This window comes from Butyricimonas sp., from assembly GCF_019423355.1.
GTDB classification, from domain to species: domain Bacteria; phylum Bacteroidota; class Bacteroidia; order Bacteroidales; family Marinifilaceae; genus Butyricimonas; species Butyricimonas faecihominis.
This window is the reverse complement of record NZ_JAHZBP010000008.1, coordinates 100,440-124,270: the sequence shown is the minus strand read 5'-3', so window position 1 is coordinate 124,270 and position 23,831 is coordinate 100,440. Positions and strand designations below refer to the sequence as shown.

The 23,831-nt window shown below is 42.7% G+C and carries 17 protein-coding genes; 16 read left to right on the top strand and 1 reads right to left on the bottom strand.

The genetic code is table 11. The annotated features are described in order from the left end of the window. The first annotated feature begins 24 nt into the window (after positions 1-24). From recF to QVC79_RS12165, 4 genes are all read left to right on the top strand, one after another. Positions 25-1,125: a DNA replication/repair protein RecF gene (gene recF / locus QVC79_RS12180; protein WP_270595035.1), complete on the top strand. Its 1,101-nt coding sequence runs from the start codon at positions 25-27 to the stop codon at positions 1,123-1,125. A 181-nt stretch (positions 1,126-1,306) separates the two neighbouring features. After that, positions 1,307-1,597, top strand: a complete 291-nt coding sequence (locus QVC79_RS12175; RefSeq protein WP_229128248.1) for a DciA family protein — start codon at positions 1,307-1,309, stop codon at positions 1,595-1,597. A gap of 26 nt (positions 1,598-1,623) precedes the next feature. Next, positions 1,624-3,420, top strand: a complete 1,797-nt coding sequence (locus QVC79_RS12170) for a bifunctional lysophospholipid acyltransferase family protein/GNAT family N-acetyltransferase (RefSeq protein ID WP_124316813.1) — start codon at positions 1,624-1,626, stop codon at positions 3,418-3,420. Positions 3,421-3,437: 17 nt separating this feature from the next. Then, positions 3,438-4,097 carry a LysE family translocator gene (locus tag QVC79_RS12165; protein ID WP_087421729.1) on the top strand — a complete coding sequence of 220 codons (660 nt, stop codon included), beginning with the start codon at positions 3,438-3,440 and terminating at the stop codon, positions 4,095-4,097. 23 nt (positions 4,098-4,120) lie between these two features. Here QVC79_RS12165 and hydE read toward each other — a convergent pair whose 3' ends face one another. Further along, complete coding sequence (gene hydE, locus QVC79_RS12160) at positions 4,121-5,182, bottom strand: [FeFe] hydrogenase H-cluster radical SAM maturase HydE (protein WP_124316814.1); 1,062 nt, start codon at positions 5,180-5,182, stop codon at positions 4,121-4,123. A gap of 190 nt (positions 5,183-5,372) precedes the next feature. Between hydE and QVC79_RS12155 the strand changes: the two genes are divergently transcribed. The 12 genes from QVC79_RS12155 (at position 5,373) to QVC79_RS12100 (ending at position 23,813) form a co-directional block, all read left to right on the top strand. Continuing rightward, positions 5,373-8,099, top strand: a complete 2,727-nt coding sequence (locus QVC79_RS12155) for a WD40 repeat domain-containing protein (RefSeq protein WP_270595034.1) — start codon at positions 5,373-5,375, stop codon at positions 8,097-8,099. A gap of 109 nt (positions 8,100-8,208) precedes the next feature. Beyond that, on the top strand, positions 8,209-9,420 hold the full coding sequence (locus QVC79_RS12150; protein WP_270595033.1) for an alpha/beta hydrolase family protein: 1,212 nt from the start codon (positions 8,209-8,211) through the stop codon (positions 9,418-9,420). 8 nt (positions 9,421-9,428) lie between these two features. Beyond that, positions 9,429-10,052: a radical SAM protein gene (locus tag QVC79_RS12145; protein ID WP_270595031.1), complete on the top strand. Its 624-nt coding sequence runs from the start codon at positions 9,429-9,431 to the stop codon at positions 10,050-10,052. Between the two features lie 4 nt (positions 10,053-10,056). Continuing rightward, positions 10,057-10,983, top strand: a complete 927-nt coding sequence (locus tag QVC79_RS12140; protein ID WP_270595029.1) for a carboxypeptidase-like regulatory domain-containing protein — start codon at positions 10,057-10,059, stop codon at positions 10,981-10,983. A gap of 517 nt (positions 10,984-11,500) precedes the next feature. After that, a complete protein-coding gene (locus tag QVC79_RS12135) occupies positions 11,501-12,040 on the top strand; it encodes an RNA polymerase sigma factor (RefSeq protein WP_270595028.1) in 540 nt (179 codons plus the stop codon). 65 nt (positions 12,041-12,105) lie between these two features. Further along, on the top strand, positions 12,106-13,308 hold the full coding sequence (locus QVC79_RS12130; RefSeq protein ID WP_270595027.1) for a FecR family protein: 1,203 nt from the start codon (positions 12,106-12,108) through the stop codon (positions 13,306-13,308). Positions 13,309-13,381: 73 nt separating this feature from the next. Further along, entirely contained in the window at positions 13,382-16,957 is a 3,576-nt protein-coding gene (locus QVC79_RS12125; protein WP_270595026.1) for a SusC/RagA family TonB-linked outer membrane protein, read from the top strand. 19 nt (positions 16,958-16,976) lie between these two features. Further along, positions 16,977-18,431, top strand: coding sequence for a RagB/SusD family nutrient uptake outer membrane protein (locus tag QVC79_RS12120; protein ID WP_270595025.1), 1,455 nt, complete (start codon positions 16,977-16,979; stop codon positions 18,429-18,431). A 25-nt stretch (positions 18,432-18,456) separates the two neighbouring features. Beyond that, positions 18,457-19,476 carry a hypothetical protein gene (locus tag QVC79_RS12115; RefSeq protein WP_270595024.1) on the top strand — a complete coding sequence of 340 codons (1,020 nt, stop codon included), beginning with the start codon at positions 18,457-18,459 and terminating at the stop codon, positions 19,474-19,476. 108 nt (positions 19,477-19,584) lie between these two features. Then, entirely contained in the window at positions 19,585-20,511 is a 927-nt protein-coding gene (locus QVC79_RS12110; RefSeq protein ID WP_270595023.1) for an ABC transporter ATP-binding protein, read from the top strand. Positions 20,512-20,542: 31 nt separating this feature from the next. After that, positions 20,543-22,840 (top strand): Gldg family protein, encoded by a 2,298-nt coding sequence (locus tag QVC79_RS12105; protein ID WP_270595022.1) that lies wholly within the window; start codon positions 20,543-20,545, stop codon positions 22,838-22,840. A gap of 43 nt (positions 22,841-22,883) precedes the next feature. Further along, entirely contained in the window at positions 22,884-23,813 is a 930-nt protein-coding gene (locus tag QVC79_RS12100) for an ABC transporter ATP-binding protein (protein ID WP_270595021.1), read from the top strand. Positions 23,814-23,831 lie beyond the last annotated feature (18 nt).

Below are 23,831 nucleotides of genomic sequence, written 5' to 3'. Positions count from 1 at the left end.
TGTAACCACTAACAGTTGAAGTGAATGATTTTAAAGAACTTGAATATTGTCAACTATAAGAATATCGCCGAGGCGAGTGTCACGTGTAGTCCCCGGTTTAATTGTTTTATCGGGAATAACGGTGTGGGGAAGACCAATATTCTGGATGCCGTGTACCAGTTGTCGATGTGTAAAAGCTATTTCAACTTGCCCGATGCGCAGAATATACGTCACGGGGAGACTTTTTTCGTGATTGAAGGGCAATATGATTACGGGGAGGAGGAGATTGACGTGTACTGCGGGGTGAAGCGGGGACAGAAGAAGATTTTTAAAAAGAATAAAAAGGCTTATACCCGGCTTTCTGATCATATCGGGTTGTTACCGTTAGTTATTATTTCACCTGCGGACGTGGTGTTGATTGATGGTGCCAGTGAGGAGAGAAGGCGTTTTATTGACGGGGTGATCAGCCAGTGTGATAAGGAGTACCTGCAATTGTTGATCCGCTATAACCGGGTGTTGATGCAACGAAACAGTTTTTTGAAGGAATACGCAGGTCGATCCATTGATGCGGATATGTTGTCCGTGTGGGACGAACAACTTGCGGACAGCGGGCGTGTCATTCTTGAACGGCGTAGGGCTTTTGTGTCCGAGTTGGAGGGGATGTTTCAGGTGTATTACGACCGGGTTTCGTTGGGAAGGGAAAAGGTTATGTTGGAATATTCGACGACTATAAAGAATGATGATTTCCCGACTTCATTGCGTGGTAGTTTCGAGCGGGACCGGATATTGACTTATACGACAGTGGGTGTGCATCGGGATGATTTAAACTTGAGCCTAGAAGGGTATCCCGTGAAAAAGTTGGGTTCCCAAGGGCAGAAGAAGAGTTTCCTGACAGCGTTGAAGTTGGCACAGTTTGCTTACTTGGTGAAACAGAAGGGGGTGAAGCCATTGTTACTGTTGGATGATATTTTTGATAAGCTGGATGCTGACCGGGTAAGCCAAATCATTCAAATTGTTTCAAGCACGGACTTTGGTCAGGTTTTTGTTACAGATACCAATCGTGAACATATTGACGAAATTTTGCAACAACATGTCATGGAATACAAGATATTTCATGTCGAAGGAGGAGAAGTGATGAATTTGTAATTTATTATGATTCCATGATTAAAGCGTGCTAGTAGGTGAGAAAGAATCACTTAATCGTAAATCATAAATCACTAAATTTAGTGGGATCTAAAATTTAAAATCTAAAATAGTTGGGGTTGTTCAGAAAATCGTATTTTTGTAGAACGAATTTAATTGTAAAATCATAATAAATAGGAATATTTTGAAGCAGGGTAAGACATTGACAATGGATGAACTGGTAAATCTTTACTTGGAGCAGATGGGGTTATCCCGTCAGTTCAAAGAGAGGGAGGTGTGTCAGGTTTGGCCGGATGTCGTGGGGGGAATGATTGCTTCCCGGACGAAAAGTTTACGGATTTCAGAGGGGAAAGTGTTCGTGAGTTTCACTTCTTCTGTGGTAAAGAACGAGATTCTGATGGTGAAAGAGGGACTAATAAAAGCCTTGAATGACCGGGTCGGGGATCATGTTGTGAAAGATATTGTGGTGTTCTAGGGATGGAACATTTAATAAGGATATAGATGAAATTAATTGATACGAATGATTTTTTGCTTGGCTCTCATGGGTTGAACCGGTTTCGGGAAAGTCTGGTATCCAAGTTGGTGATGTATATTTTGCGGTTGCATAAACTGGATAAGTTGAACGTGAAGGTGAATGATGACGATCCGGAAGTTCTTTTGGATAGTTTGATCGAGGCTCTGGGGGTGACGATCGACGTGAGCAAGGAAGATTTGGAGAAGATTCCCAAAGAGGGTACTTTTATCACGGTTTCCAATCACCCGTTCGGGGGATTGGATGGTATCGTGCTGGTGCGTTTGCTGTGCAAGTTGCGTCCGGATTACAAGATCATGTCTAATTTCCTTTTGAAGAAAATAGTTCCGTTACAGGATTATATCTTGGGGTTGGACCCGGAGGAGAGCAAGAAGGATTCGAATATGCGAGTGATTAAAGAGGCAATACGTCATGTCATTGACGGAAAACCTTTGGGGATATTCCCTGCCGGGGAGGTTTCTTCTTATCAGGCTGATTCGAATCACGTGGAAGATAAGGAGTGGGATTCTTCGGTGTTGAAGCTGGTGAAGATGGCGAAAGTGCCGGTCATCCCGATTTATTTTAAAGGGTCTAACAGTTTGTTGTTTTATTTGCTGGGAATGATTCACCCGGTATTGAAAACGATTAAATTGCCTTCCGAGTTATTGAATAAGAAAAACCGGGTGGTGAAGTTAAGAATTGGGAATCCGATCAGCGTGGAAACTCAGAATACTTTCCACGATATAGCCCAGTATGGCAAATTTTTGCGGGCGAAAACCTATTTGTTGGGATCTGCGTTAGAAGTAAAGAAGTTTTTTATTAAATCACAAAAAGCAATGCCTAAAGCAGAACCGGTTGCAGCAGAGACAGAGAGTGCGGTATTGAAGAAAGAAATCGAGGGTATCGCTGAAGATTACTTGTTGTTTAACATGAAAAATTACGATATATATTGTTCTCCTTCCGTGAAGATTCCGAACGTGTTGAACGAGATCGGGCGTTTGCGGGAAGTTACTTTCCGTGCGGTGGGTGAAGGTACGAATCGTAGTATTGACCTGGATGAATATGATCTTTATTACTATCACCTGTTTATTTGGGACCGGGAAGAGGAAAAAATTGTCGGGGCTTATCGCGTGGGGAAAGGAAAGGAGATTATTGACCGTTACGGGATGAAGGGATTTTATATCAATTCGTTGTTTAAGATGCGGAAAGAGATGTTACCCGTGTTGTACGAGTCGATCGAGCTGGGACGTTCTTTTATTACGGAGGAGTACCAGCGTAAACCGCTTCCCTTGTTCATGTTGTGGAAAGGTATTCTTTATTTCTTATTGAAGAATCCGGAGTATCGTTATCTGATCGGCCCGGTGACCATCAGCGGAAAGTATACGGAAGTATCGAAAGAGCTGATTATGCGTTTTATTCAGGAAAATCATTATAGTCATGAACTGGCGAAATACGTGATCCCTCGTTCCAAGTATCAAGTGCATTCGGAAGAACCCGGGGTACAGGTAATGTTGGATGCTGCCCAAAAGGATATATCCGTGCTGGACAAGATGATCGGGGATATCGAGCCATCGAGCGATAAGTTACCGGTCTTACTGAAGAAATATATTTCGTTGAATGCCAAGATTATCGGTTTTAATATCGATCCTAAGTTTAATATGTGCTTGGATGGTTTACTTATTTTAGATATTTTTGACGTGCCGATGAAGACGATCGAGTCGTTGTCAAAAGAGATAAATGATGACACGATATTGAGTCGATTTTCCTCGGATAGTGTGGAACTGTAAATTTCCGATAGAATAGCATGTACGATATTTTGTATCTTTTCAAGGGAATGTTGGTTGGTTTAATGGTGTCAATACCATTAGGTCCGATGGGTGTATTAATTATCCAGAAAACCTTGCATAAGGGTGCGCTATCAGGTTTTATTGCCGGAATGGGAGCTGCCTCTGCGGATTTTTTTTACGCTTCGGTGGCGGCATTCGGGTTGGGGTACGTGATAAATACCGTGCAGACTCATGAGCTATTATTACAAATTATCGGTGGGATTTTTCTTCTGTGTATAGGGTTAAAAATCTATTTTGATAACCCGATTCGCCAGATCCGTCAACGACGTCAAGGCCGGGTGAGTAAGACCGGGTTGTTGGGAGATTATCTTTCATTGTTTTTCTTGACAGTTTCCAATCCGATCACGGTGGTCGTTTTTATGGCTGTTTTTGCCGGAATGTCCGTTTTCGGGGAATCTTCTTCTATGCTGGGTGAGTTGTTGGTGGTGATCGGGGTGTTGTTAGGCGGTGGCGTGTGGTGGTACACGCTCTCGACTTTGGTAAATATCTTTCGTAAGAAGTTCCGGTTACGCGTGTTAATCACGATTAACCGGGTTTCCGGGTTAGTCATCACGATTTTGGGGGCGCTGGTTATTTTAGCCGCTTTCGCTCCTTTTAAAAATCTGGTGATTCATTGATTACCCGGTTCGGATTTTTGATTTTAATTTTCCGTTCTTGATTGGAAATGCCGGGAGTCCCCCCAGACCCCGTAGGCTACTTTACAGCCGCTTTTCAGGATACTTTCTTCCAGTTTGCGCATGGATTCTGCGGCACCCTCGTGGGTCCCCGGTTTATTCTCGTAAAGTTTATAAAGGGTGCGGTTCGTTGTGGGAGTGATGTTTGGCATCACCACGTTTGCCCCGATTTCCAGTGCTTTTTCTCTCCCGGCAGGTTCAATGGCCTGGAGGGCCGTGGTGGCAGCGATGTTAATGTCCGGCATGAGAATCCGGAGGGCGGCGACCATGTGAATGGACAGACGCAGTCTTTCTTGAAGGGAAAGGAGTAGGTGACGGTACTCGTACAAGGGGGTGGCATGGTGTTCTAGGTAAGGCCCCATACCTACCATGTCGATGTCCATGGATTGTAGGAACAGTAAGTCATTTGCTAGGTCGGTGATTGTTTGAAAGGGCAACCCGATCATCACGCCGGTTCCTGTCTGATACCCGCAGCGTTGCAGGCTTTCCAAGCACCTCAACCGGGTAGCGTGAGAATGGAGCGGGTTGTTCGGGTGAATCTTGGCGTATAATTCGGGATTGGATGTTTCGATGCGCAACAAATAACGATGTGCTCCGGCATCTTTCCAGCGCTTGTAAGAGTCTTCCGTTTGTTCTCCCAGCGAAAGGGTGACGCCTAGCTCGTTGTTACTGTTCTTTTTGATTTCTTGCAATAAACGGGTAATTCGATCTACAAATGCTTTATCGGAACGTTCGCCACCCTGTAATACGATGGAGCCGAAATGATGCGTGTAGGCGAAGTCGGCGGCATCAAGAATCTCCTTGTCCGAAAGTGCATATCGGGCTGTTTCCGTGTTGGATTTCCGGATGCCGCAATAAAAACAATCTTTGGTACAGATATTGGAGATTTCAATTAATCCCCGGAGGTAGACGTTGTTACCGATGGTTTCGTTCTTTATTCTTTTCGATTCCGAGTAAAGCCGGTTTTCTTCTTCTCCCTGACAAGTCAGCATGTTTTCCAATTCCGGCAGCGTATATATTTTTTTCATGCGATTTTCCTTTTTACAAAAGTAGGAAAAAGGCTCGATTTTACTAAATTTGTTCCAATGAAAAAAAGCTTATCAATTTTAGAATTGATGATTCTAGATTTTAGATTCCAGCCGCACGAGGCGAGCGTTTCTTTTAATCGAATGATCTCTAATCTTCAATCTAAAATTTAAAATCTAAAATTAGAACGTGGTGAAGAAAATTGCATTAATCGTTTTTGGAGTTGTCCTTCTCGGAGGAATAGGATTTGCGCTATGGTGGGTGAACGAGCGGGAACGGGAGGTTGATGTTCCGAAGGAATCGTTTATTCCCTATAATTCAGCTGTTGTGGTTAATGTGAATGCGAACGCAAATTTGTCATCGAAAATTACTATTGCTTTTGACCGGGAGATCAAGACGTTCCGGGAAAGTATGTTGTGTCGGGTGGTGGATACGTTGAAACAGGCGTCTCAGGTAGATACTTCTTCCTACGTGATGGCGATTCGGGTGGAGGGAAAACAATCGATTCGGTTTTTGTACGTGTTAAACCGGAGTGGTTTGTTTTCCAGAGGGGATGTACATGCTTTTTTGCAGAAAATGTTTGCCGGGGTGCAGGTGAAAGAGCGAAAATATAATAACCAGAAGATATACTTGGCAAGTCGGGGAAAGGATGAGGTGTGTTACGCTGTTGTCGGTGGTATGGTGCTGGTTTCTAATTCCGAGCTATACGTGGAGGATGCCGTGAACCAGTTGAGTAATCCCGGTGAAGATGAGAAAGACGGGGCGCCCCGTTTTAAAAACGTGAATCGTTATTTCTCCGCGGGAGCCGGTCTGAACGTGTTCTTGAACACGACTTGTTTTTCCGATCTACTTCCTTTGTTATTGCAGAAGGATTTTATTGCTAAACAGACGAATATTGCCAAGTGGTTCAAGTGGGGAGCGTTAGATGGTGAAATAAAACCGAGTGGCATCAGTTTTAACGGTTTTGTGCATTATGACGGGTTGAAAGCCGCTTTCCCCGTTGCGTTTAAGGGACAACTTCCTCAGGATTCCAAACTGGATGCCGTTATGCCTGCCGACGTGAAAAGTGTTAGCATTCTGGCTTTGAATGACGTGAAGAATTATCTGGCATCTCTTGAGACTTATCGTTATGGGGCGGGACAGATCGAGAATGTTCGGAAAAGAAAACAGGAGTTTGCCCGTCTTTTCGGGGATAAATTGGATGAAGAGTGGCAGGCTTTGTTGAAAGGTGAATGGGGAAAAGGGACGCTTTCTTATGATGCGAGCCGGAAACAGGAGGAAGGGATCGTGGTGGTTCACGTGAAAGCCGGGAGTCTAGCTAGAGGATTACTGGAAAAGATGTTGAAAACGTATGCCTCGAAGTCCGGGACTTCTGAAATTTCGTTATATCGTTCATTTGCCTTGGATAAAGATAAAAAAGTGAGTTACTTCAAGATGCCTGTTCCCGATTTTGCCGGAGTGATGTGGGGATACGTATTGGGAGGAATAGCAACGAATTATGTGTTGGTGGAGGATAATTACGTGGTGTTTGCTTCTTCTGAAAAAGGTCTTCAAGCGTTTGCGAGTGATTACATGCGTCGTTTGAGCGTGAGAGATCAAGAATGGTACCAGAAGTTGAGAACGAAATTGTCCTCGAAGTTTAACTGGATGTATTTGTCCGAGATGGTTTCGATGTTACCTTATTACGAACAGGTGACTAAAGGGACTTTGCGTGAGTTGTTAGAGCGAAATAAAGAGGGAATGGAGGTATTTTCTTCTCTCGGGTTACAATGGGTGTGTGAGGGTGATATGCTGTATCACACGTTGTTTTTAAGTACAGAAGAGGTGGAGCAGAAACAGGCTCAGATCATGTGGCAGACACGATTGGATGCCAGAATGAGTATGAAACCGGCAATCGTGGTGAATCATAACACGGGAGAACGTGAACTTTTCGTGCAGGACGAGGGAAACACGATTTACTTGATTAATGACGTGGGACGTATCTTGTGGAAATTGCCGATCGAGGGGAGGATCAATAGTGAGGTTTATCAAGTAGATATGTTTAAAAACGGGAAGTTACAATATTTATTTTCTACACCAAGCCATCTTTATTTGATTGACCGGAATGGTAATTATTTACCTCGATTCCCACTGGCGTTCAAGTCTCCTTGCAAACAGGGTATCTCGGTGGCTGATTACGAGAATAACAAGAATTATCGGGTGTTTGCTCCCGGGGTGGATCATCACGTGTATTTGTACGAGTTGTCGGGTAATTTCGTGAAAGGTTGGGATGTGCCAAAGAGTGACAATGATATTGTATCTAAAATCTATCATTTCCGGGTGGATGGAAAGGATTATCTCGTGTATGCAGACCAGTATCGATTGTATATTTTGGATCGTAAGGGAAAAGAACGGGTGAAGGTGTCTACCCTGTTGAATTTATCCGGTAATACGCCTTTGTACCTGACGAGGCAGAACGGTCAGATGAAGATCGCTTTCTCGGATGTTAACGGGGAGATCGTATTGGTTGATTTCCGGGGCCGTGTCGAGCGAGTCAAGGGAGAGAAAATGGTCGGTGGTGGAATACTCAACGTGGAAGATATTAATGGTGACGGGCAGGATGAGTTTGTTTATTCCCGGAAAGATATGCTTTGCGTGTATGATGTTCAAGGTAAATTGCTGTTGGAGAAATGCTGGGAAAATGCCGAGCTGAGTTTCCCGTATGTTTATCGTTTCTCGGCTCGGGATTCGAGAATTGGAGTTATGGATGGTAAAGGGGAACGTCTTTTCTTGTTGGATATGAAAGATGTTTCCAAAGGTTTTCCTATACGTGGAAATTCCCCGTTTTCGATCACTTTCGGGGATAAGGGAAATGCAGGATTTTATTTGTTCGCCGGGAGTGACGGGACGCATTTGTTGAAATACCGGGTTTTGCGATAGTCGTGTTTGTTCTTAGCTAGCATGGTGTTACATGGATGTTGCTGTTTTTTGTTTTTTTTGAAATTAATGGTAAACTTGCAATAGAAAAAATGTATATAAGCGTTATTGTATGAAAATGATAAAATTCGGTTTGGCTTTATTTTTAGTGACATTAATTGCTGGTAGAGCCTTTGCTCAAAACGTGGGAAAGTTGAAAAACTATTTGGAAAAGAATAAGTTGGAAAGTGTGGCGGGACAGGGGTTTGCTGAGAAAAAATTGACTGCAACAGGGGCCCGTGATGCCGGGATTGTACTGGTTGAGGCATGGGAAAAAGAGATTAAAGAGAAATATCATCGTTCTTGGGGATTGAAAACTTTTAACCGGGAGGGGTTACAGATGAAGTTTGATTACCGGGTATTTGGTGAAAAACCGGCGGATGGGCGTAGCCTGTACATATCCATGCATGGAGGGGGTAATGCTCCGGAGGCATTAAACACCCAGCAATGGCAGAATCAGATTCGTTTGTACGAGCCGGCGGAAGGAGTTTATGTAGCCCCGAGGGCGCCTTGGGATGATTGGAACATGTGGTTTAAACCGGGATTGGACGAGTTCTTCGAGGCGTTGATTCAAACGGCTATCGTGGAGATGGGTGTGAATCCGGATAAGGTATATCTGTTAGGGTATTCTGCCGGTGGAGATGGTGTGTGGAGAATGGCCCCCCGTATGGCCGATCGCTGGGCGGCAGCCTCGATGATGGCCGGGCATCCGGGAGAAGCTTCGCAGGTGAATTTGCGTCACGTTCCTTTTATGATCTGGATGGGAGAAAATGACGGGGCATACGACCGGAATAAGTTGGCGGTAGCGAAAGGGAACGTGTTGGATTCTTTACAGCAAGTGGAGCCGGAAGGGTATATACACAAAACGCATATTGTGAAAGGCAAGGGTCATTGGATGGATCGGGCAGATACGGTAGCGATCGCGTGGATGGCTAAATATAAAAGAAATGCTTTGCCGAAAGAGATTGTCTGGCGTCAGGAAGAGGTGGTTCGTCCGTCCATGTACTGGTTGGGAGTAAATCCGGCAGATGCTCGTCCGGGAATGACCGTGGTGGCAGAACTTGCCGGGAATGAAGTGAAAATCGTGAAGAGTGATTATCCGAAATTAAGAGTTTATCTGAATGATAAGATGGTGGATATGGATAAGCCGGTAAAGGTTACTTATCAAGGAAGGACGTTGTTTGAGGGGAAGGTGGAGAGAACGATGGGATGCTTGGCAAAAACTTTGCAGGAAAGGGGAGACCGGGAATTGATGTTTAGCGGGTACGTGGATGTGAAAATATAACCTTGAAGATGAGGTGCGTGGAAGTTTCTCCAAAAGTTATAGGAATAGCTCGTCATCGCTTACAAACAGACGGGCAAGGGGTTTCTACGTTGGTGGCGTTTCATGGTTGTCCGTTGTATTGTAGGTATTGCTTGAATCCACAATCGTTGAACAATGGGAGGTACTGGAAACGATATGATTGCAGGACATTGTACGAGGAGGTTAAGGTGGACGAGCTTTATTTTTTGGCTACCGGAGGTGGGGTGACTTTCGGGGGAGGGGAACCGTGTTTGCAGAGTGAATTTATTGGGAAATTCCGGGAACTTTGTGGGAAAGAATGGTTGCTGACAGTGGAGACATCTTTGAACGTGGGGCAGGAGTATGTTGAGCGATTACTCCCGGTTGTCGATCGTTTTATTATTGATATCAAGGATATGAACCCGGATATTTATAAGCAATATACGGGTAGAGATAACGAGGCCGTTGTTTGCAATCTTCGTTTGTTGGTGGAACGAGGCCGAGGGGAGGATATGCTTGTGCGTGTACCTCTTATTCCCGGTTATAATACCGATAAAGACCGGGGGAAAAGTTGCAGGCAATTGGAGATGATGGGGATAAAGTATTTTGATCTTTTCACGTATAAGATGAATTAGTGTTATGATGCAAGGGAAACAAACTTGTAAAATACTGAAAGAGATTTGCAAGCAAGTTGCCCGGGCGAATGATATCGAGTATGTTGTTTCAGAGTGCCAGTATAAAGGCGATTGTTTGGGAACTTGTCCCAAGTGTGAGGCAGAAGTTCGTTATCTGACACAGGCTTTGGAACACAGGCGTTTGGCAGGAAAGGTTGTTTCGTTGATGGGAATATCGATAGGCTTGATGGGAGTTCCTACTGCGGCATATACTATGGGGGAGGAAGTGGCTGTTGAACAGGATACGGTCTGTTTAGGTGTGGGAGAGATTCTTGTACGAGGAAGAGTGGTGGATAGTGTGGGAAATCCATTGGCGAATGCACATATCGTGGAAAAGGGAATGACAATGGGAACGTGTAGTAATCAAGACGGGCATTTCTCTTTGGGAGTATCTGGTGTGTTACCGTTACGGGTCTCGTTTATCGGGTATGAAAGCAAAGAAGTCTGGGTTCCAAGGGGGGGAGCGTCCAACCTAAGGGTTGTGTTGAGTCAGGGGATTTTTGCACTGGATGAGGTGGGGGTAAATGGTTATTTTAATAGTACGAAACATTCATTCATAGCAGGAATGATGACAACTTTCGCTAAAGGGGATAATATTTTGGTACCCCAAGGTTGGTTTCGAGTTGAAGGTTGTGTCGAGGATGAGAATGGAGAACCTTTATCGGGAGTTGTGATTTATCGTAAACGAAAAGGGAAAAATTTTCCAGAGTGTACTACAATAGATGGAGGAACATTCGAGTTCTGTTTGAAGAGACGTCGGTGGCTTTGGTTCTTCAAGGAGGGGTATCAAGTACAGAAGATGAGAATTAAAAAAAAGAATGCTTTAGGTCTTCGGGTCGTGCTAAAACAAGAAGTGTGTGATACGGGGAATGGTGATGCACTTCTTCAATGAATCCGCCTCAATAGTCACGCATTGAATTTCCGGAGCTGTTAGATATTGAGGCTGTCTAACGAGGTTAAATATTTTAAATACGTACATTTAGCCCGGAATTCATGATGTTTCAAACACGAATAACTAGATCTGTCAAGATGCAATTTCCAGTGAAGTTCCGGAGAAGACCCGTAGAAGATAGGGATCACCTTCGGTTCTCCTTCGCTACACCCTCGCTCACGAGCGTCCAAAGACCGAAAATGAACCGAAAGTGAACCGAGAGTATCCCGGAAGTACTCTCTTCCATCCTTGGGAAAAACTAAAAGATAAAAGGTAAAAGTAGGAAATCAAGAAGCGTTGGCCCCGTGCGGCTGGAATCTAAAATCCCTAAATCTAAAATTAGTAAGGGGGGTAGTTTGTAGATACGAGATAAAGCTTGTTAGACAGCCTCATTATTTTGTAGTACATGAAATTGTTAATAAAGGTGTGAAATTCAGTAATAAATCATATATTTGTTTCCATAAAAGATTTATTATACATGGAAGTAGGTGGTGGACATGATTTTGACTCTTTTTTTAAATCCTTTTTAAATCCGATCTGTTTGTTTATAGAACGGGTTATGAAGGATCGAGAGGACGTGACCGATTTGGCTCAAGATGTTTTCTTGAAGGTGTTCGAGCGGTGGAAGGAGTTTGAGACGGAGGAAAATGCGAAAGCTTTTTTGTATATATCTGCCCGTAATCTTTGTTTTGATCGTCTGAGGCGTAAACAAGCCGAAGATAATTATCAGTCTCAATATTCCCGGGAGGAAGAATCGAATTCTTCTACCTTTTTGCAGGAAGTGATGCGTCAAGAGACCTCCCGTATCCTTTATTCTGCCATAGATCGGTTGCCGGAACAGACGCGGCAGGTGATTATATTGGGGATGGAGGGAAATTCTAATGTGGAAGTGGGAGAGTTGTTAGGTGTGTCGATAAATACCGTTAAAACGTTGAAAAAGAATGGATATTCAGCTCTTCGAGAGATGTTGTCTAAGGAGTATTTGATCTTGTTGTTGATTTTATTAGAAGAATTCTGATATTTTTTAGTGTCCCATTCACCCGTTTTTTGAGGGGTTGCGTCTTTACTAGTAAAATGTATTACATGAAAAAGGTAGAACAAGATAAAGCGCAAAAGTTTGAGTCGTCTGAACAAGAGGCTTTATTCAACACATTCAAGATTTCTCGTCGTGTGGCGGAAGATATTGCCGGGTGTATGGATGAAACCGGGAGACAGGAACTGGAAGCTTGGCTACAGGAATCGGACGAACATAAGACTATATTCAAGGATATAAAAGACGAATTAATAACCCAGCCGAGAACATGGCCCTATTCCGGGGAACAGGTGGAGCGTCAATTGATGATGTTCCATCAACGTAGAGCAAAAGTATCCCGGCGCTCCATAAGTTGGTGGCGTTATGTTGCCGTATTTATTTTATTACTCGGTATTGCGGGGGTCATTCATTGGCAGGTTGCCAAACAAGATGTGATGAACACGCCGATCCAGATGGCCCAAGGCTATGCCGTGTTGGTTTTGTCGAACGGGGAGAAGGTGATGTTGCAGGATTCATTGGGTTCTGTTTCAGAGGAACCTTCCGTGGATATTCAAGTTTCTGATCAAATGATTTCGTATAAAAACGAACGGGAACGTGTTCGGGAACAAACGTATAACCGTCTTGTTGTTCCCCGTGGGGGAGAGTTTAAGGTGGAGCTGGCAGATGGTACGCGTGTCTGGTTAAATGCTCAAAGCGAGTTACGCTATCCGGTTCAGTTTATAGGGAATCAACGAGTGGTCTATTTAAAGGGCGAAGGATATTTTGAGGTGACCTCGAATGAAGAAAAACCTTTTATTGTGAGAACTCTTTCGGACGTAGAGGTGAAGGTACTGGGTACGAGATTTAACGTGTCAGCATACGAGGACGATGCAGATGTGACAACGACGCTGGCCGAGGGGAGTGTGGAGGTGACCGTGGGGGGAGAATCGATTCGGATAGTACCGAATGAACAATTGGTGTTTGACAAAAAAAGACATACCTCCCTTCTTCGGGAAGTGAATGCCTCTGTTTATTCGGCTTGGAAAGACGGTAATTTTTGTTTTGAAAATCAACGATTGGAGCAGATCATGGAGCAGTTGAAACGGTGGTACGAGATCGAGGTCTTTTATGCAAGGGAAGAGGTGAAAAATTGCCGATTCACGGGTGATTTGAAAAAGTATGATAATTTTGAGAAAATCGTGAAGATGATTGAAGAAGTCGCAGGTGTGAAAATAAATATAAATGGTAACAGCATAATTATTGGGGCTAAATAAAAACGGAAAGGCTCCTACCCCTTTCCGTTTCATATGAACATGGTCCATATTATAAATTTAATTCTACAAATCTATGAAAAAAAAGCGAATGTATGCATTCCTTTGGGGAAAGCATGTGTTAAAATTTTTGAAGGTTATGAGATTGGGGATCTATTTATTACTATTGACGACATTTGGTGTGAATGCCAATGTTTTTTCTCAACAAACAAGGGTAACGTTGGATATAAAACAGCGTTCGGTATCAGAGATTATCTCAGAGTTACGTCAAGTTTTTGATTATCGTTTCTTGTTTAAAGGTGAAGATCTGGAGAAATGTGGAAAGAAGGATTTGAAAGTGAAAAATGCCGGGGTTGAAGAGGTGATGAATCAATTACTTCAGGGAACTGGACTGACTTGGCGGTTAGAAGATGATGTAATCTTGATCAAGGCAGCTCCTCAGCAGGAAATGGTAAAAGTAAAAGACGAAGACAAGGTTAAGGTTATCAAAGGATGGGTGCATGATACCAAAAAACAGGCCTTGCCGGGTGTAACGGTTAAAGTGGTAGGGACTTCTGTGGGAACAGCTACAAACGTTAACGGTTGGTTTACTATGCCGATGACCTTAAAAAAGGGTACCTTGGAGTTTTCTTTCGTGGGCTTTAAGAATAAACAGGTTCATTTCTCTGAAAGTTCGGATACGTTACGTGTTGTACTGGAAGAGGATGTTGAGGCTTTGGAAGAGGTTGTGGTGACCGGTTATCAAGTGTTAAAAGAAAAATCGATGGCTGGAGCTTACAGTAAGGTGGATATGGATGACTTGGAGTTTGGTGGTGGTGCAACCTTGGAACAGGCATTACAGGGAAAGGTCCCGGGAATGATGGTGTTAAATACGAGTGGTTTGACTGGAAAGCGTCAACGGGTGCGTGTTCGGGGTACCTCTACTCTGTTAGGAAATGCCGAGCCAGTATGGGTGGTTGACGGTATCATCCAAGAAGATCCGTTACCTTTCTCAACGAATGATTTCAACAATTTGAATCAAGATAATATGGATATGATTCGGGATTTCGTTGGTGGGGCGATTTCTTGGTTGAACCCGAATGACATTGAATCAATCACCGTGTTGAAAGATGCCGTTTCGACTGCAATCTACGGTGTAAAGGCTGCCAATGGTGTGATTGTGATCACGACGAAAAAAGGTAAAACGGGACGTATGGCGGTAAGTTATTCGGGTAATATTTCTTACTCTCCCCGGTTGAATTATAATAAGATGGAGTTGATGAATTCTAAGCAACGTGTGGAGGTTTCTCGTGAAGCGTATGAAACTAACATTCCGTTGTTGGGAACTCAAAATATCGGTTATGCAGCCTTGGCAAAAGCGTATCGTAACCGGGAAATCAGTTTGGAAACTTTTACTGCAGAAGCAAAACAGTTGGAGAAAAACAATACAGACTGGTTTAAAATTCTGTTTAGAGATGCAATCAGCCACAACCATAATGTTAGTATTTCCGGTGGAAATGAATCAGCGACCTATCATGCCAGTTTGGGGGTAAACCAAACGAATAATACGGCAAAAGGAAATGATCAGACGCAATATACGGGTAATATCAGTGTGGGTACGCATTTGTGGGAAAATATTACTTTAGGAATCTCTTTGGCCGGTAGCATATCCGAGACTAATGCTTTTTTGGGAGCTGACCCATTCACGTATGCTTCAACAATGAACAGGGCAATTCCTAATACGACAGAGGATGGTGAGTTGTTCTTTTATCAGCATGCTGATAACGGTTACTTGTTTAACGTGGTAAACGAATTACAGAATAGTAGTAACAAGAATACTTTGTCGAATATTAATGCTAGTATGAATTTACGTTGGCAGATTATAGATCATTTGTCATTCACAACTACTATGGGGTATGCTTTTTCTTCATCAGAAGGAGAAAGTTATTATACAGAGCAATCCAATTATATTGCCAACATAAGGAAATTTAATTTTGAAGAATTTGTTCCCGGAGATATTGAATATCAAAGATCGGTCTTGCCTCATGGTGGTGAGTTGAATGTCTCTAATAGTAAATCAACCAGTTTCACTTGGAGGAATCAATTGGATTTTGTTAAAGTATTTAATGGGTTACATGCCGTTTCTTTAGCCATCGGACAGGAAATGCGTTCGGCTAGATCTACCGGGTATTCTAATAAGGCTTACGGGTATATGCCGGATCGAGGGAAAGTGGTGGTAAATGTTCCTCCATTTTGGTTAGATGACGAGGGGGATATAAAAAGTGTGAGTGATTTGTACCGTGTCGCCCCTTCGATTAGGGACGCTCAAGATAATAATTTGTCTTACTATGTGGCTACTTCATATATGTTTGACAATCGTTATGCATTCAATATGAGTGTTCGCGGGGATGCTTCCAACCGTTTTGGTCAGGACAGACGTGCGCGTTTTAAACCGGTTTGGGCGTTGGGATTCCGTTGGAACATGGCCGAAGAACATTGGCTGGCCGACCAGAATATAGTGAATGACATGAACTTTACTTTCTCTTATGGATTCCAAGGAAATGTGGTAACCAATGTGAGTCCTGAATTGATCGCTGTCATTGGTGTAGATGATAAAAATTATGACTATACGTTGACATTGAAGGATTTGCCTGCACCTCGACTGAAATGGGAAAAGGTACAAAACATGGACTATGGTATTAGCGGAATGTTGTTCAATCGGAAAATATCATTCTCTTTTAATGGGTATTATAAAAAGACAAAAGACATGGTCATAAATAATGAAGTGCCTTATGAAAATGGTGTTTCTTCTCGTCCGATTAATGGTGGGCAGATGTCGAACTCCGGATGGGATTGTAGTTTTGGTTTTACTCCGGTAAGAGGGAAGGATTTTATCCTCTCTATGGGAGTAAACATGGGTAAAGTGTATAATGAGATTGAAACGGAATTGGAACCGAAAGGAAATTGGCAGGAAGCGGTAAGTGGTAATGCGAATAAGGAGGGGTATGCCGTATCTAGTTTCTGGGCATTCCGTTTTGACGGATTGAATCCGGAAAATGGGGGGCCGATGTTTGATTTGAATGGTTCGGAGCTGGAAGCGGCTAAAAGTGATGCAACGCTTTATATGGATTATGCCGGTAAATTGGAACCGGATTTTACTTGCGGACTTTCTTTCTCTATTCGTTACAAAACGCTTTCTTTCTCCAGTGGATTTTATTTGAGTGTGGGTAACCAACAATTCTTAGCTCCTTTGGATCGTATTATCACGAACTCAGTACCGAGTGAGTACCAAAATATGTCCACGGAATGGGTGGATCGTTGGAGAAAACCGGGAGACGAAAAATTTACGAACGTACCTTCGTTACCGAATAAAATCACGAGTGCAAGAGAAATTGAATTGCTGGGAGAGAGTGTTAATCCGTATAAGTTGTATGCCAATTCAACTATTCGTGTAGTGGATGCTTGGTATTTACGTTGTGGTACTCTCAGCTTATCTTATACGTTACCGGAAAAGAATTTGCCTCATTTCATTAAAAATATGGGTTTCTCTTTCTTTATGTCAAATCCATTCCAGATTCGAAGTAAGGATTTTAAGGGACGTGACCCGGAGGTCGCTCTAGGAGGTCAACCGATGACGAGAAACATGGGGGTTGGTATAAATGTTAGTTTTTAATTCATAAGGAGATAATAATATGAAATCAAGATTATTTATACTCTTTTTGGCGTTGAGTTTTGTACGTTGTAATGATTTTTTGGAAGAGAAAAGTCAAGATGAAATTCGCCCTTCTACGGTGACGGATATGTCAAAAATAATGGAGAGTGAAGCCTATTTTTCGATAGGCGAGGGGGCTTTGTTTAATCGTAAAACCGATATTTTCACGGATGATATCACTTGTGCTGTAGTAGAGGATGTTAGTTATCAAATCCAGAAAGAGCAGGATCATTGGCGTTATAGATGGGATGCAAAGATGTTTGATGAAGGCGGTGGTGGAGAGGATCTTTCTTTCTGGAAAATTCCCTATGAACGTATCAAAGGATGTAATGTCGTGTTGGAATATGTTGATGGTATGCAAGGGGATGAGATGAGAAGAGAGCATTTGAAGGGGGAAGCTTACGCTTTGCGAGGATTTTATTACTATATGTTGGTCAATTTCTTTGGGTTACCTTATAACTATGGGGATCCGACTCAGAATTTAGGAGTTCCTTTGAAATTGGTGAGTGGGGTTACCGCTGAGCTATTTGTGCGAAATACGGTGGCTGAATGTTATGCTCAAATTGTGAAGGACCTTGAATTAGGAGCGGAGTTGATGGAGAAGAACAAAGAGGTTCACCAAACGAAATTGCATCTCACTTATTTGGCTGCCCATGCGTTACTGTCGAGAGTGTATTTGCACATGGAGGATTGGAATAAGGTGATCGAATCGGCAGATGCAGTGTTGAATGAGTATCCGGAATTATTGGATATGAAAACCACGCCTTCAAGTAGTGGCGTGTACGACGAGAGAAGTAATGTTGAAGTGTTGTGGGCAGGACCGGAAAAAGCATTGGATCAACCGGATCAATTAGCAGCTTATCCGAATTCAATGGATTTGTCTTCTGTTTATGACATAGATAATGACGGTTCGACGGATAAAAGAAGAGAGTCAGGTAAAACATCTTCTTTCTTGCATAATTCTTGGATGGCACCCGAGTTAGGATACTTCTATGTGTATAAAGGTTGGGGAAATTTGTATTATACTAATGGAGGTGTTCGGACTGCAGAAGCATATATAAACCGGGCAGAAGCGTATATTCGGAAATACATAGAGTCTAAAAATAGAGAGGAAGCACAGAGGGGATTGGATGATTTGAATACTTTGCGTAATCATCGTATTGTGGGTAATGTAGATAAAGTTTTGGAAGATTTTGCCACTCCGGAAGAATTGTTGAATTTCTGTTTGCGGGAAAGACGTCGTGAGTTATGTGGAGAGGCCAACCATCGTTGGTTTGATTTACGTCGTTTGGGTATGCCGGAAATCAAACACATTTATGTAGATGATCAGAATGGACATCAAACAGTGCATACTTTACAGAAAGAGGATCCTCGCTACGTGTTACCGATACCGGAACGTGTGATTGAAAAAAATCCCAATTTGCGGGAAAAATAAAGAAAATAATTTAATCGTATAGATGATGAAATTTGTATATTTATTATTTGCGATAGCAATGCTTTGTAGTTGCTATAATGAGAAGGACATTGTTCCTACGGAAGGGGCGGAAAAAATGTATACTTTGCCGCAAGGGGGAAATGCTGACTATGATCCGGATATTGTCGGATGGTTTGAAAAATATGGTTTTTATGTGGTGTATGATTTTGACCCGGAGGATGTATATTGGGCAGATAGAAACTGGGAAGGTTTCACGGGAGTCCCAGGGCTGAGTGATGGTTCTTTGGAGGTGACGAAAGGCGATCCGAAGTACATCGGTCCTTTATTGGAGATGTTTAAAACGTTTTTCTTGAAATATTATACGGAGGATCAGTTGGCTTGTATGCCTTTGAAGGTGTTCTTGTGTTCGAAATTGGATAGTCGGGGATGGGATGGTAATGTACCTGCCGAAGAGACTACTCGTTTATGGTTTTATCAAGGGTATGATTATTTTGCATTGAATGGAGCAAGCAAAGAGGAATCCGAAAATTTTGATGATGGAGACAAAACGGAATTTATGCGGAATATTAATCGGGCATTCATCCGTATTTTGTTAGGGCAGGAAAAATTGGTTGTGCCGGAAGAGTTTAGTAAGGTGTCTAATTATACAGTTTATACCGGTAATGGTATATTTCCTTGTTATCCAGATGAGTATCCAAAACCTTGGTATAATAGTGACTGTTTTACTCAAGGCTATTTAAATATTCAAACGGCTAAAGCAGGATTGACAAAAGAGCAAATGCAATATTACGATTTCATATATTATGTGGATCTTGTAATGAGTTATTCTTTGGCAGAGTTAGAAGAAGGTGAGGGCCAATGGGCTGAAAATTGGGGAGAAAAATTTAATCAGCCTTACATGAATTACCTGGGATTGTTGAATCCGGTTTACGAGCTTACGAAGATTCGGCAAAAATATGACATTGTGGTGGATTACATCCGGGATATCTTGGGTGACGATTATGATCGTATCCAGTATCCGGAGCGTTTCGTAGAAGTAGAATAAATCGTAGTTAGTTATAATTTTCGTGATTGATTTATGAGGTATCGCCCTGTCTCCTTGAGAGACAGAGCGGTACTTAAGGGAGTATTGTTTGTAAATATGTAAGAAATTATGGAAGAATCTATTGTAAGAGTAGAGCATTTGTCACATCGTTACAGCGTTCAGTGGGCTGTTCGGGATGTTAGTTTTGAGATTCCCAGACGAGGAATTTATGGATTATTGGGATCGAACGGGGCGGGGAAATCGACCGTGATGAATATCATGTGCGGGGTGTTGAAACAGACCGAAGGAGATGTGATTATTGCGGATATAAATACGAAGCAAGATACGATTGCAGCGAAACGGCATATTGGTTTCTTGCCTCAAAAACCACCATTGTATGGCGATTTGACGGTAGAGGAGTATTTGACTCATGCGGCAGATTTACGTTGGGTCGCACCCCGAGAAGTGAAGAAAGCCGTGGATGAGGTATTGGAACGTTGTGCGATCTCTCATTTCCGTAAACGTTTATTGAAAAACCTGTCCGGGGGATACCAGCAACGGGTGGGGATAGCTCAGGCTATTGTACACAAGCCGGATTTGGTGGTGTTTGACGAACCGACAAACGGGTTGGACCCGAATCAAATCGTGGAAATTCGGCATTTAATCAAGAGTATTGCCGAGGAACGCACGGTTATTCTTTCGACACATATTCTTCCGGAGGTACAGGCTACCTGTGACCATATCTTGATGATGGATCATGGGAAGTTAGTTTTTGCCGGAACAGTAGATGAATTTGATAATTATATTGTGCCTAATACGATATTTGTCCATTTGGCAAATGCACCTTCAACGGATGTCCTTGCACGGATAGAGGGTGTTTGTGGAATTGAAGAGCTGGGTGGACAACAGTTCCGTGTACGTTTCACGGATGCCCAAGAGGTGATCGAGCGAATCGTGGATCAAAGTATCGAAAATCATTGGAGATTACTGGAGATTCGACAGGAAAAGAATTCCTTGGATACGATATTCGCTAAATTGACGGAAAAGGGTCAGTAATGTATTACAAATTAAAAGTTAGATATTTATTATGAGAGCAATATATAAAATAGCGAAAACCGAATTGCAGATGCTTTTTTATTCGCCTATCGCTTGGTTATTGTTATTGTGTTTTGTTATCCAGACGGCCGTTTTCTTCACGGGGATGTATGGGGATTTCGTGCTTAATATGGAAAAATACGGTCGGGCGTTTGATTGTTCAAACCGTCTTTTCGTGCTTGGATATGGGGGAGGTAATCCGGGATTGTGGTACCAAGTAACCAATTTTTTGTATATGTATATCCCGTTGTTGACGATGGGAGTTATCACGAAGGAGTTAAGTAGTGGTTCCATTAAGTTATTGTACTCTTCACCGATTAGTAATGTACATATTATTTTGGGTAAGTTCTGTGCGATGGCAACTTACGCTTTTATTTTATGTGCGGTGTTGTTCCTTTACGTGTTGCTTGCCGGGTGTACGATTGAAGGTTTTGAGTGGGCATGGATTTTGACCGGATTGTTTGGGCTGTTCTTGCTGACTTGTACCTATATGGCTGTCGGTATTTTTGTTTCCAGTTTGACTTCTTATCAAGTGATTTCAGCTGTCGGTACATTTATCGTTTTGATGTTATTGAGTATGGTGAGTGGCTGGGGACAACAATATGATCTAGTACGTGAGATTACGTTTTGGTTGGGGATCAGCGGAAGAGCGGCAACCTTTATTCAAGGTATGATTTGTAGTGAGGATTTAATTTATTTCCCTGTGGTAACAGGAATGTTTCTTGCCTTGACAATTATTCGTTTACATGCAATCCGCCAAAAACAGAAATTTTCTATTACGCTGTATAAAAATACAATCGTGATTGCTATCGTATGTGTGATTGCATTTGTCTCTTCCCGTCCTTCATTATTGGCTTATGTAGACACGACTTCCACGAAACAAAACACACTGACAGAAGTCAGTCAGGATATTGTTTCTCAATTGGATGGAGGTTTGACGATCACTTCTTACGTGAACTTGCTTGACCCAAGATATAACAATTACGCTTATCCTTATTTTATCATCAATAACCGGAATGAATTCAGACAATATACTCGTTTCAAACCGGAAATTGACTTGAAAGTGGTTTATTATTATGCAGATCCTGCCGGAAGAGATTTGGGAGATTATGCTTGGCAGCAGGCCCGGAGAGTGTGTGAGATGTATGATTTGGATAGTATGATGTTTTTGAGTAAGGCAGAGGTAGATCAGTTGGTTGATTTGTCGGAAGAGGGATACACGTTTATTCGTCAGGCAGTGCGGGAGAATGGACAGAAAGAGTGGTTACGGGATTTTACCAGAGGTAAGGTGAAAGAAGCAGAAACGTCTGTGGCTTTGAAACGGATGGTGGTGGCCCAGGTGCCGAAGATCGGATTTTTGACCGGACATCGTGAAAGAAATTTGTATGGAGATTTCCCGACAGCGATGGGGTTCATCATGTCCCACAAAGGTTTCTCGACATCTATGTTCAATTCAGGATTTGATATTGAAGAAATAACGTTAGAAAAAAGGATTCCTGCGGAGATCAATATATTATGGATTGCAGATTTACGTATCCAGTTGACGCCGGAGGAGGAAGCCGTATTAGCTGAATATATCGAACGGGGAGGTAATTTGGTATTCATGGGAGAACCGCGTCATCGTGAAGTACAAAATGCCTTATTGGCTAAATATTTCGGTTTGGAATTGACTCCGTTGGTAGTAGGACCGGATGTGCGTTTCAAAGGTACGTTACCCACGGCGAATATTTTGGCCGCTCGTCCGACGAAGGAGGGAATTGCTCAAGGGTATCAGTTGGGAAATACGTTTACCGTGGTGCATGAGAATTGTTCGGGAATTGAGCAGATCGAAGATAAAGGTTGGAATGTGACAGAGTGGGTGAAATGTGATACGGTGGGACAATTCTGGACGGAGTTGGAGACCTCTGATTTCTTGGATGATACGGTAAAATTTAACCCATCAGTTGGAGAGGTGATGAAAGAATTTACGACCGTGGTCGGATTGAACCGAACTGTGGGAGATAAAGAGCAACGCGTGATCGTAACCGGGGATGTCGATTGTTTGGCAAACAGTGAGTTTACGATTGTTCGCGGGGTGTCCAGCAGCAATGCTTTCCTTGGACAGGCGATTGCTAATTGGCTGACTTATGGTGAAATTCCGTTGGATACCCGTCGTCCGCAAAGGGATGATAAGTATGTTTCGTTACGGACTGCCGGATTCGGAATTGTGAAGAACGGATTCTTGTTCGGACTACCAATCTTGTTGTTAGGTTGTGGCCTGTATATTTGGATCAGGAGAAGAGGAAGATAAGGTTGAGATTAAATAGATTAAGTGATTATTTTAAGATATTTATATGAAAGAAGCTATTGTAAAAGTATGCCATCTATCTCATAGATATAGTGTACAATGGGCTGTCAAAGATATTAGTTTCGACATCCCGGCACAGGGTATATACGGATTATTGGGTTCCAATGGTGCGGGGAAATCCACCGTGATGAATATCATGTGCGGGGTGCTGAAACAAACTGAAGGAGAAGTTTTTATTGATAGAGCGGATACCCGCAAAGATCCGTTGGTAGCAAAACGGTGTATCGGATTTTTACCGCAACAACCTCCCTTGTATGGAGATTTAACGGTAGAGGAGTATTTGACTCATGCCGCTTATTTGCGCCGCATGCCGGATAAAGAGGTCAAGGCTGCGGTGGATGAGGTGCTGGAACGTTGTTCTATCGCACATTTCCGTTCTCGTTTGATTAAGAATCTTTCCGGGGGCTACCAGCAACGGGTGGGCATTGCCCAGGCCATTGTTCACAAGCCGGCATTGGTGGTGTTTGATGAGCCTACAAACGGATTGGATCCGAATCAAATTTTAGAGATTCGTCATTTGATCCAAAGCATTGCAAAGGAACGTACCGTGATTCTTTCCACGCATATCTTGACAGAGGTTCATGCCATGTGCGATCATATATTCATGATCGAACAAGGACAATTGGTGTTTAATGGCAAGGTGGAAGAGTTTGATAATTGCTTGACTTCGAATTCTATTTTATTGCAATTGGCTGATGCTCCGGCAACAGAAGAATTGATGAGAATCAAGGGGGTAACGGATGTAGAGGAGTTAGGGGGACAACGTTATCGTATTCGTTTCTTAGAAGCAGAAGGTGTAGTGGAACGTTTGGTGGAAGCCAGCTCGCGTAATCGTTGGCGATTGATGGAAATCCAACAGGAGAAAAGTTCGTTAGACGATATTTTTGCCGCCTTGTCTAAAAAAGCAAAGAAGTAAAATGCTAATTTTAAAATA

What these genes read in the sequence shown, in the direction of transcription:
- QVC79_RS12120 (WP_270595025.1), top strand. Translation starts at nt 16,977, where the DNA reads ATGAAATCAAGATTATTTATACTCTTTTTGGCGTTGAGTTTTGTACGT.
- QVC79_RS12150 (WP_270595033.1), top strand. Translation starts at nt 8,209, where the DNA reads ATGAAAATGATAAAATTCGGTTTGGCTTTATTTTTAGTGACATTAATT.
- QVC79_RS12110 (WP_270595023.1), top strand. Translation starts at nt 19,585, where the DNA reads ATGGAAGAATCTATTGTAAGAGTAGAGCATTTGTCACATCGTTACAGC.
- QVC79_RS12165 (WP_087421729.1), top strand. Translation starts at nt 3,438, where the DNA reads ATGTACGATATTTTGTATCTTTTCAAGGGAATGTTGGTTGGTTTAATG.
- QVC79_RS12125 (WP_270595026.1), top strand. Translation starts at nt 13,382, where the DNA reads ATGAAAAAAAAGCGAATGTATGCATTCCTTTGGGGAAAGCATGTGTTA.
- QVC79_RS12145 (WP_270595031.1), top strand. Translation starts at nt 9,429, where the DNA reads ATGAGGTGCGTGGAAGTTTCTCCAAAAGTTATAGGAATAGCTCGTCAT.
- hydE (WP_124316814.1), bottom strand. Translation starts at nt 5,182, where the DNA reads ATGAAAAAAATATATACGCTGCCGGAATTGGAAAACATGCTGACTTGT.
- QVC79_RS12130 (WP_270595027.1), top strand. Translation starts at nt 12,106, where the DNA reads ATGAAAAAGGTAGAACAAGATAAAGCGCAAAAGTTTGAGTCGTCTGAA.
- QVC79_RS12100 (WP_270595021.1), top strand. Translation starts at nt 22,884, where the DNA reads ATGAAAGAAGCTATTGTAAAAGTATGCCATCTATCTCATAGATATAGT.
- QVC79_RS12135 (WP_270595028.1), top strand. Translation starts at nt 11,501, where the DNA reads ATGGAAGTAGGTGGTGGACATGATTTTGACTCTTTTTTTAAATCCTTT.
- QVC79_RS12115 (WP_270595024.1), top strand. Translation starts at nt 18,457, where the DNA reads ATGAAATTTGTATATTTATTATTTGCGATAGCAATGCTTTGTAGTTGC.
- QVC79_RS12170 (WP_124316813.1), top strand. Translation starts at nt 1,624, where the DNA reads ATGAAATTAATTGATACGAATGATTTTTTGCTTGGCTCTCATGGGTTG.
- recF (WP_270595035.1), top strand. Translation starts at nt 25, where the DNA reads ATGATTTTAAAGAACTTGAATATTGTCAACTATAAGAATATCGCCGAG.
- QVC79_RS12105 (WP_270595022.1), top strand. Translation starts at nt 20,543, where the DNA reads ATGAGAGCAATATATAAAATAGCGAAAACCGAATTGCAGATGCTTTTT.
- QVC79_RS12140 (WP_270595029.1), top strand. Translation starts at nt 10,057, where the DNA reads ATGATGCAAGGGAAACAAACTTGTAAAATACTGAAAGAGATTTGCAAG.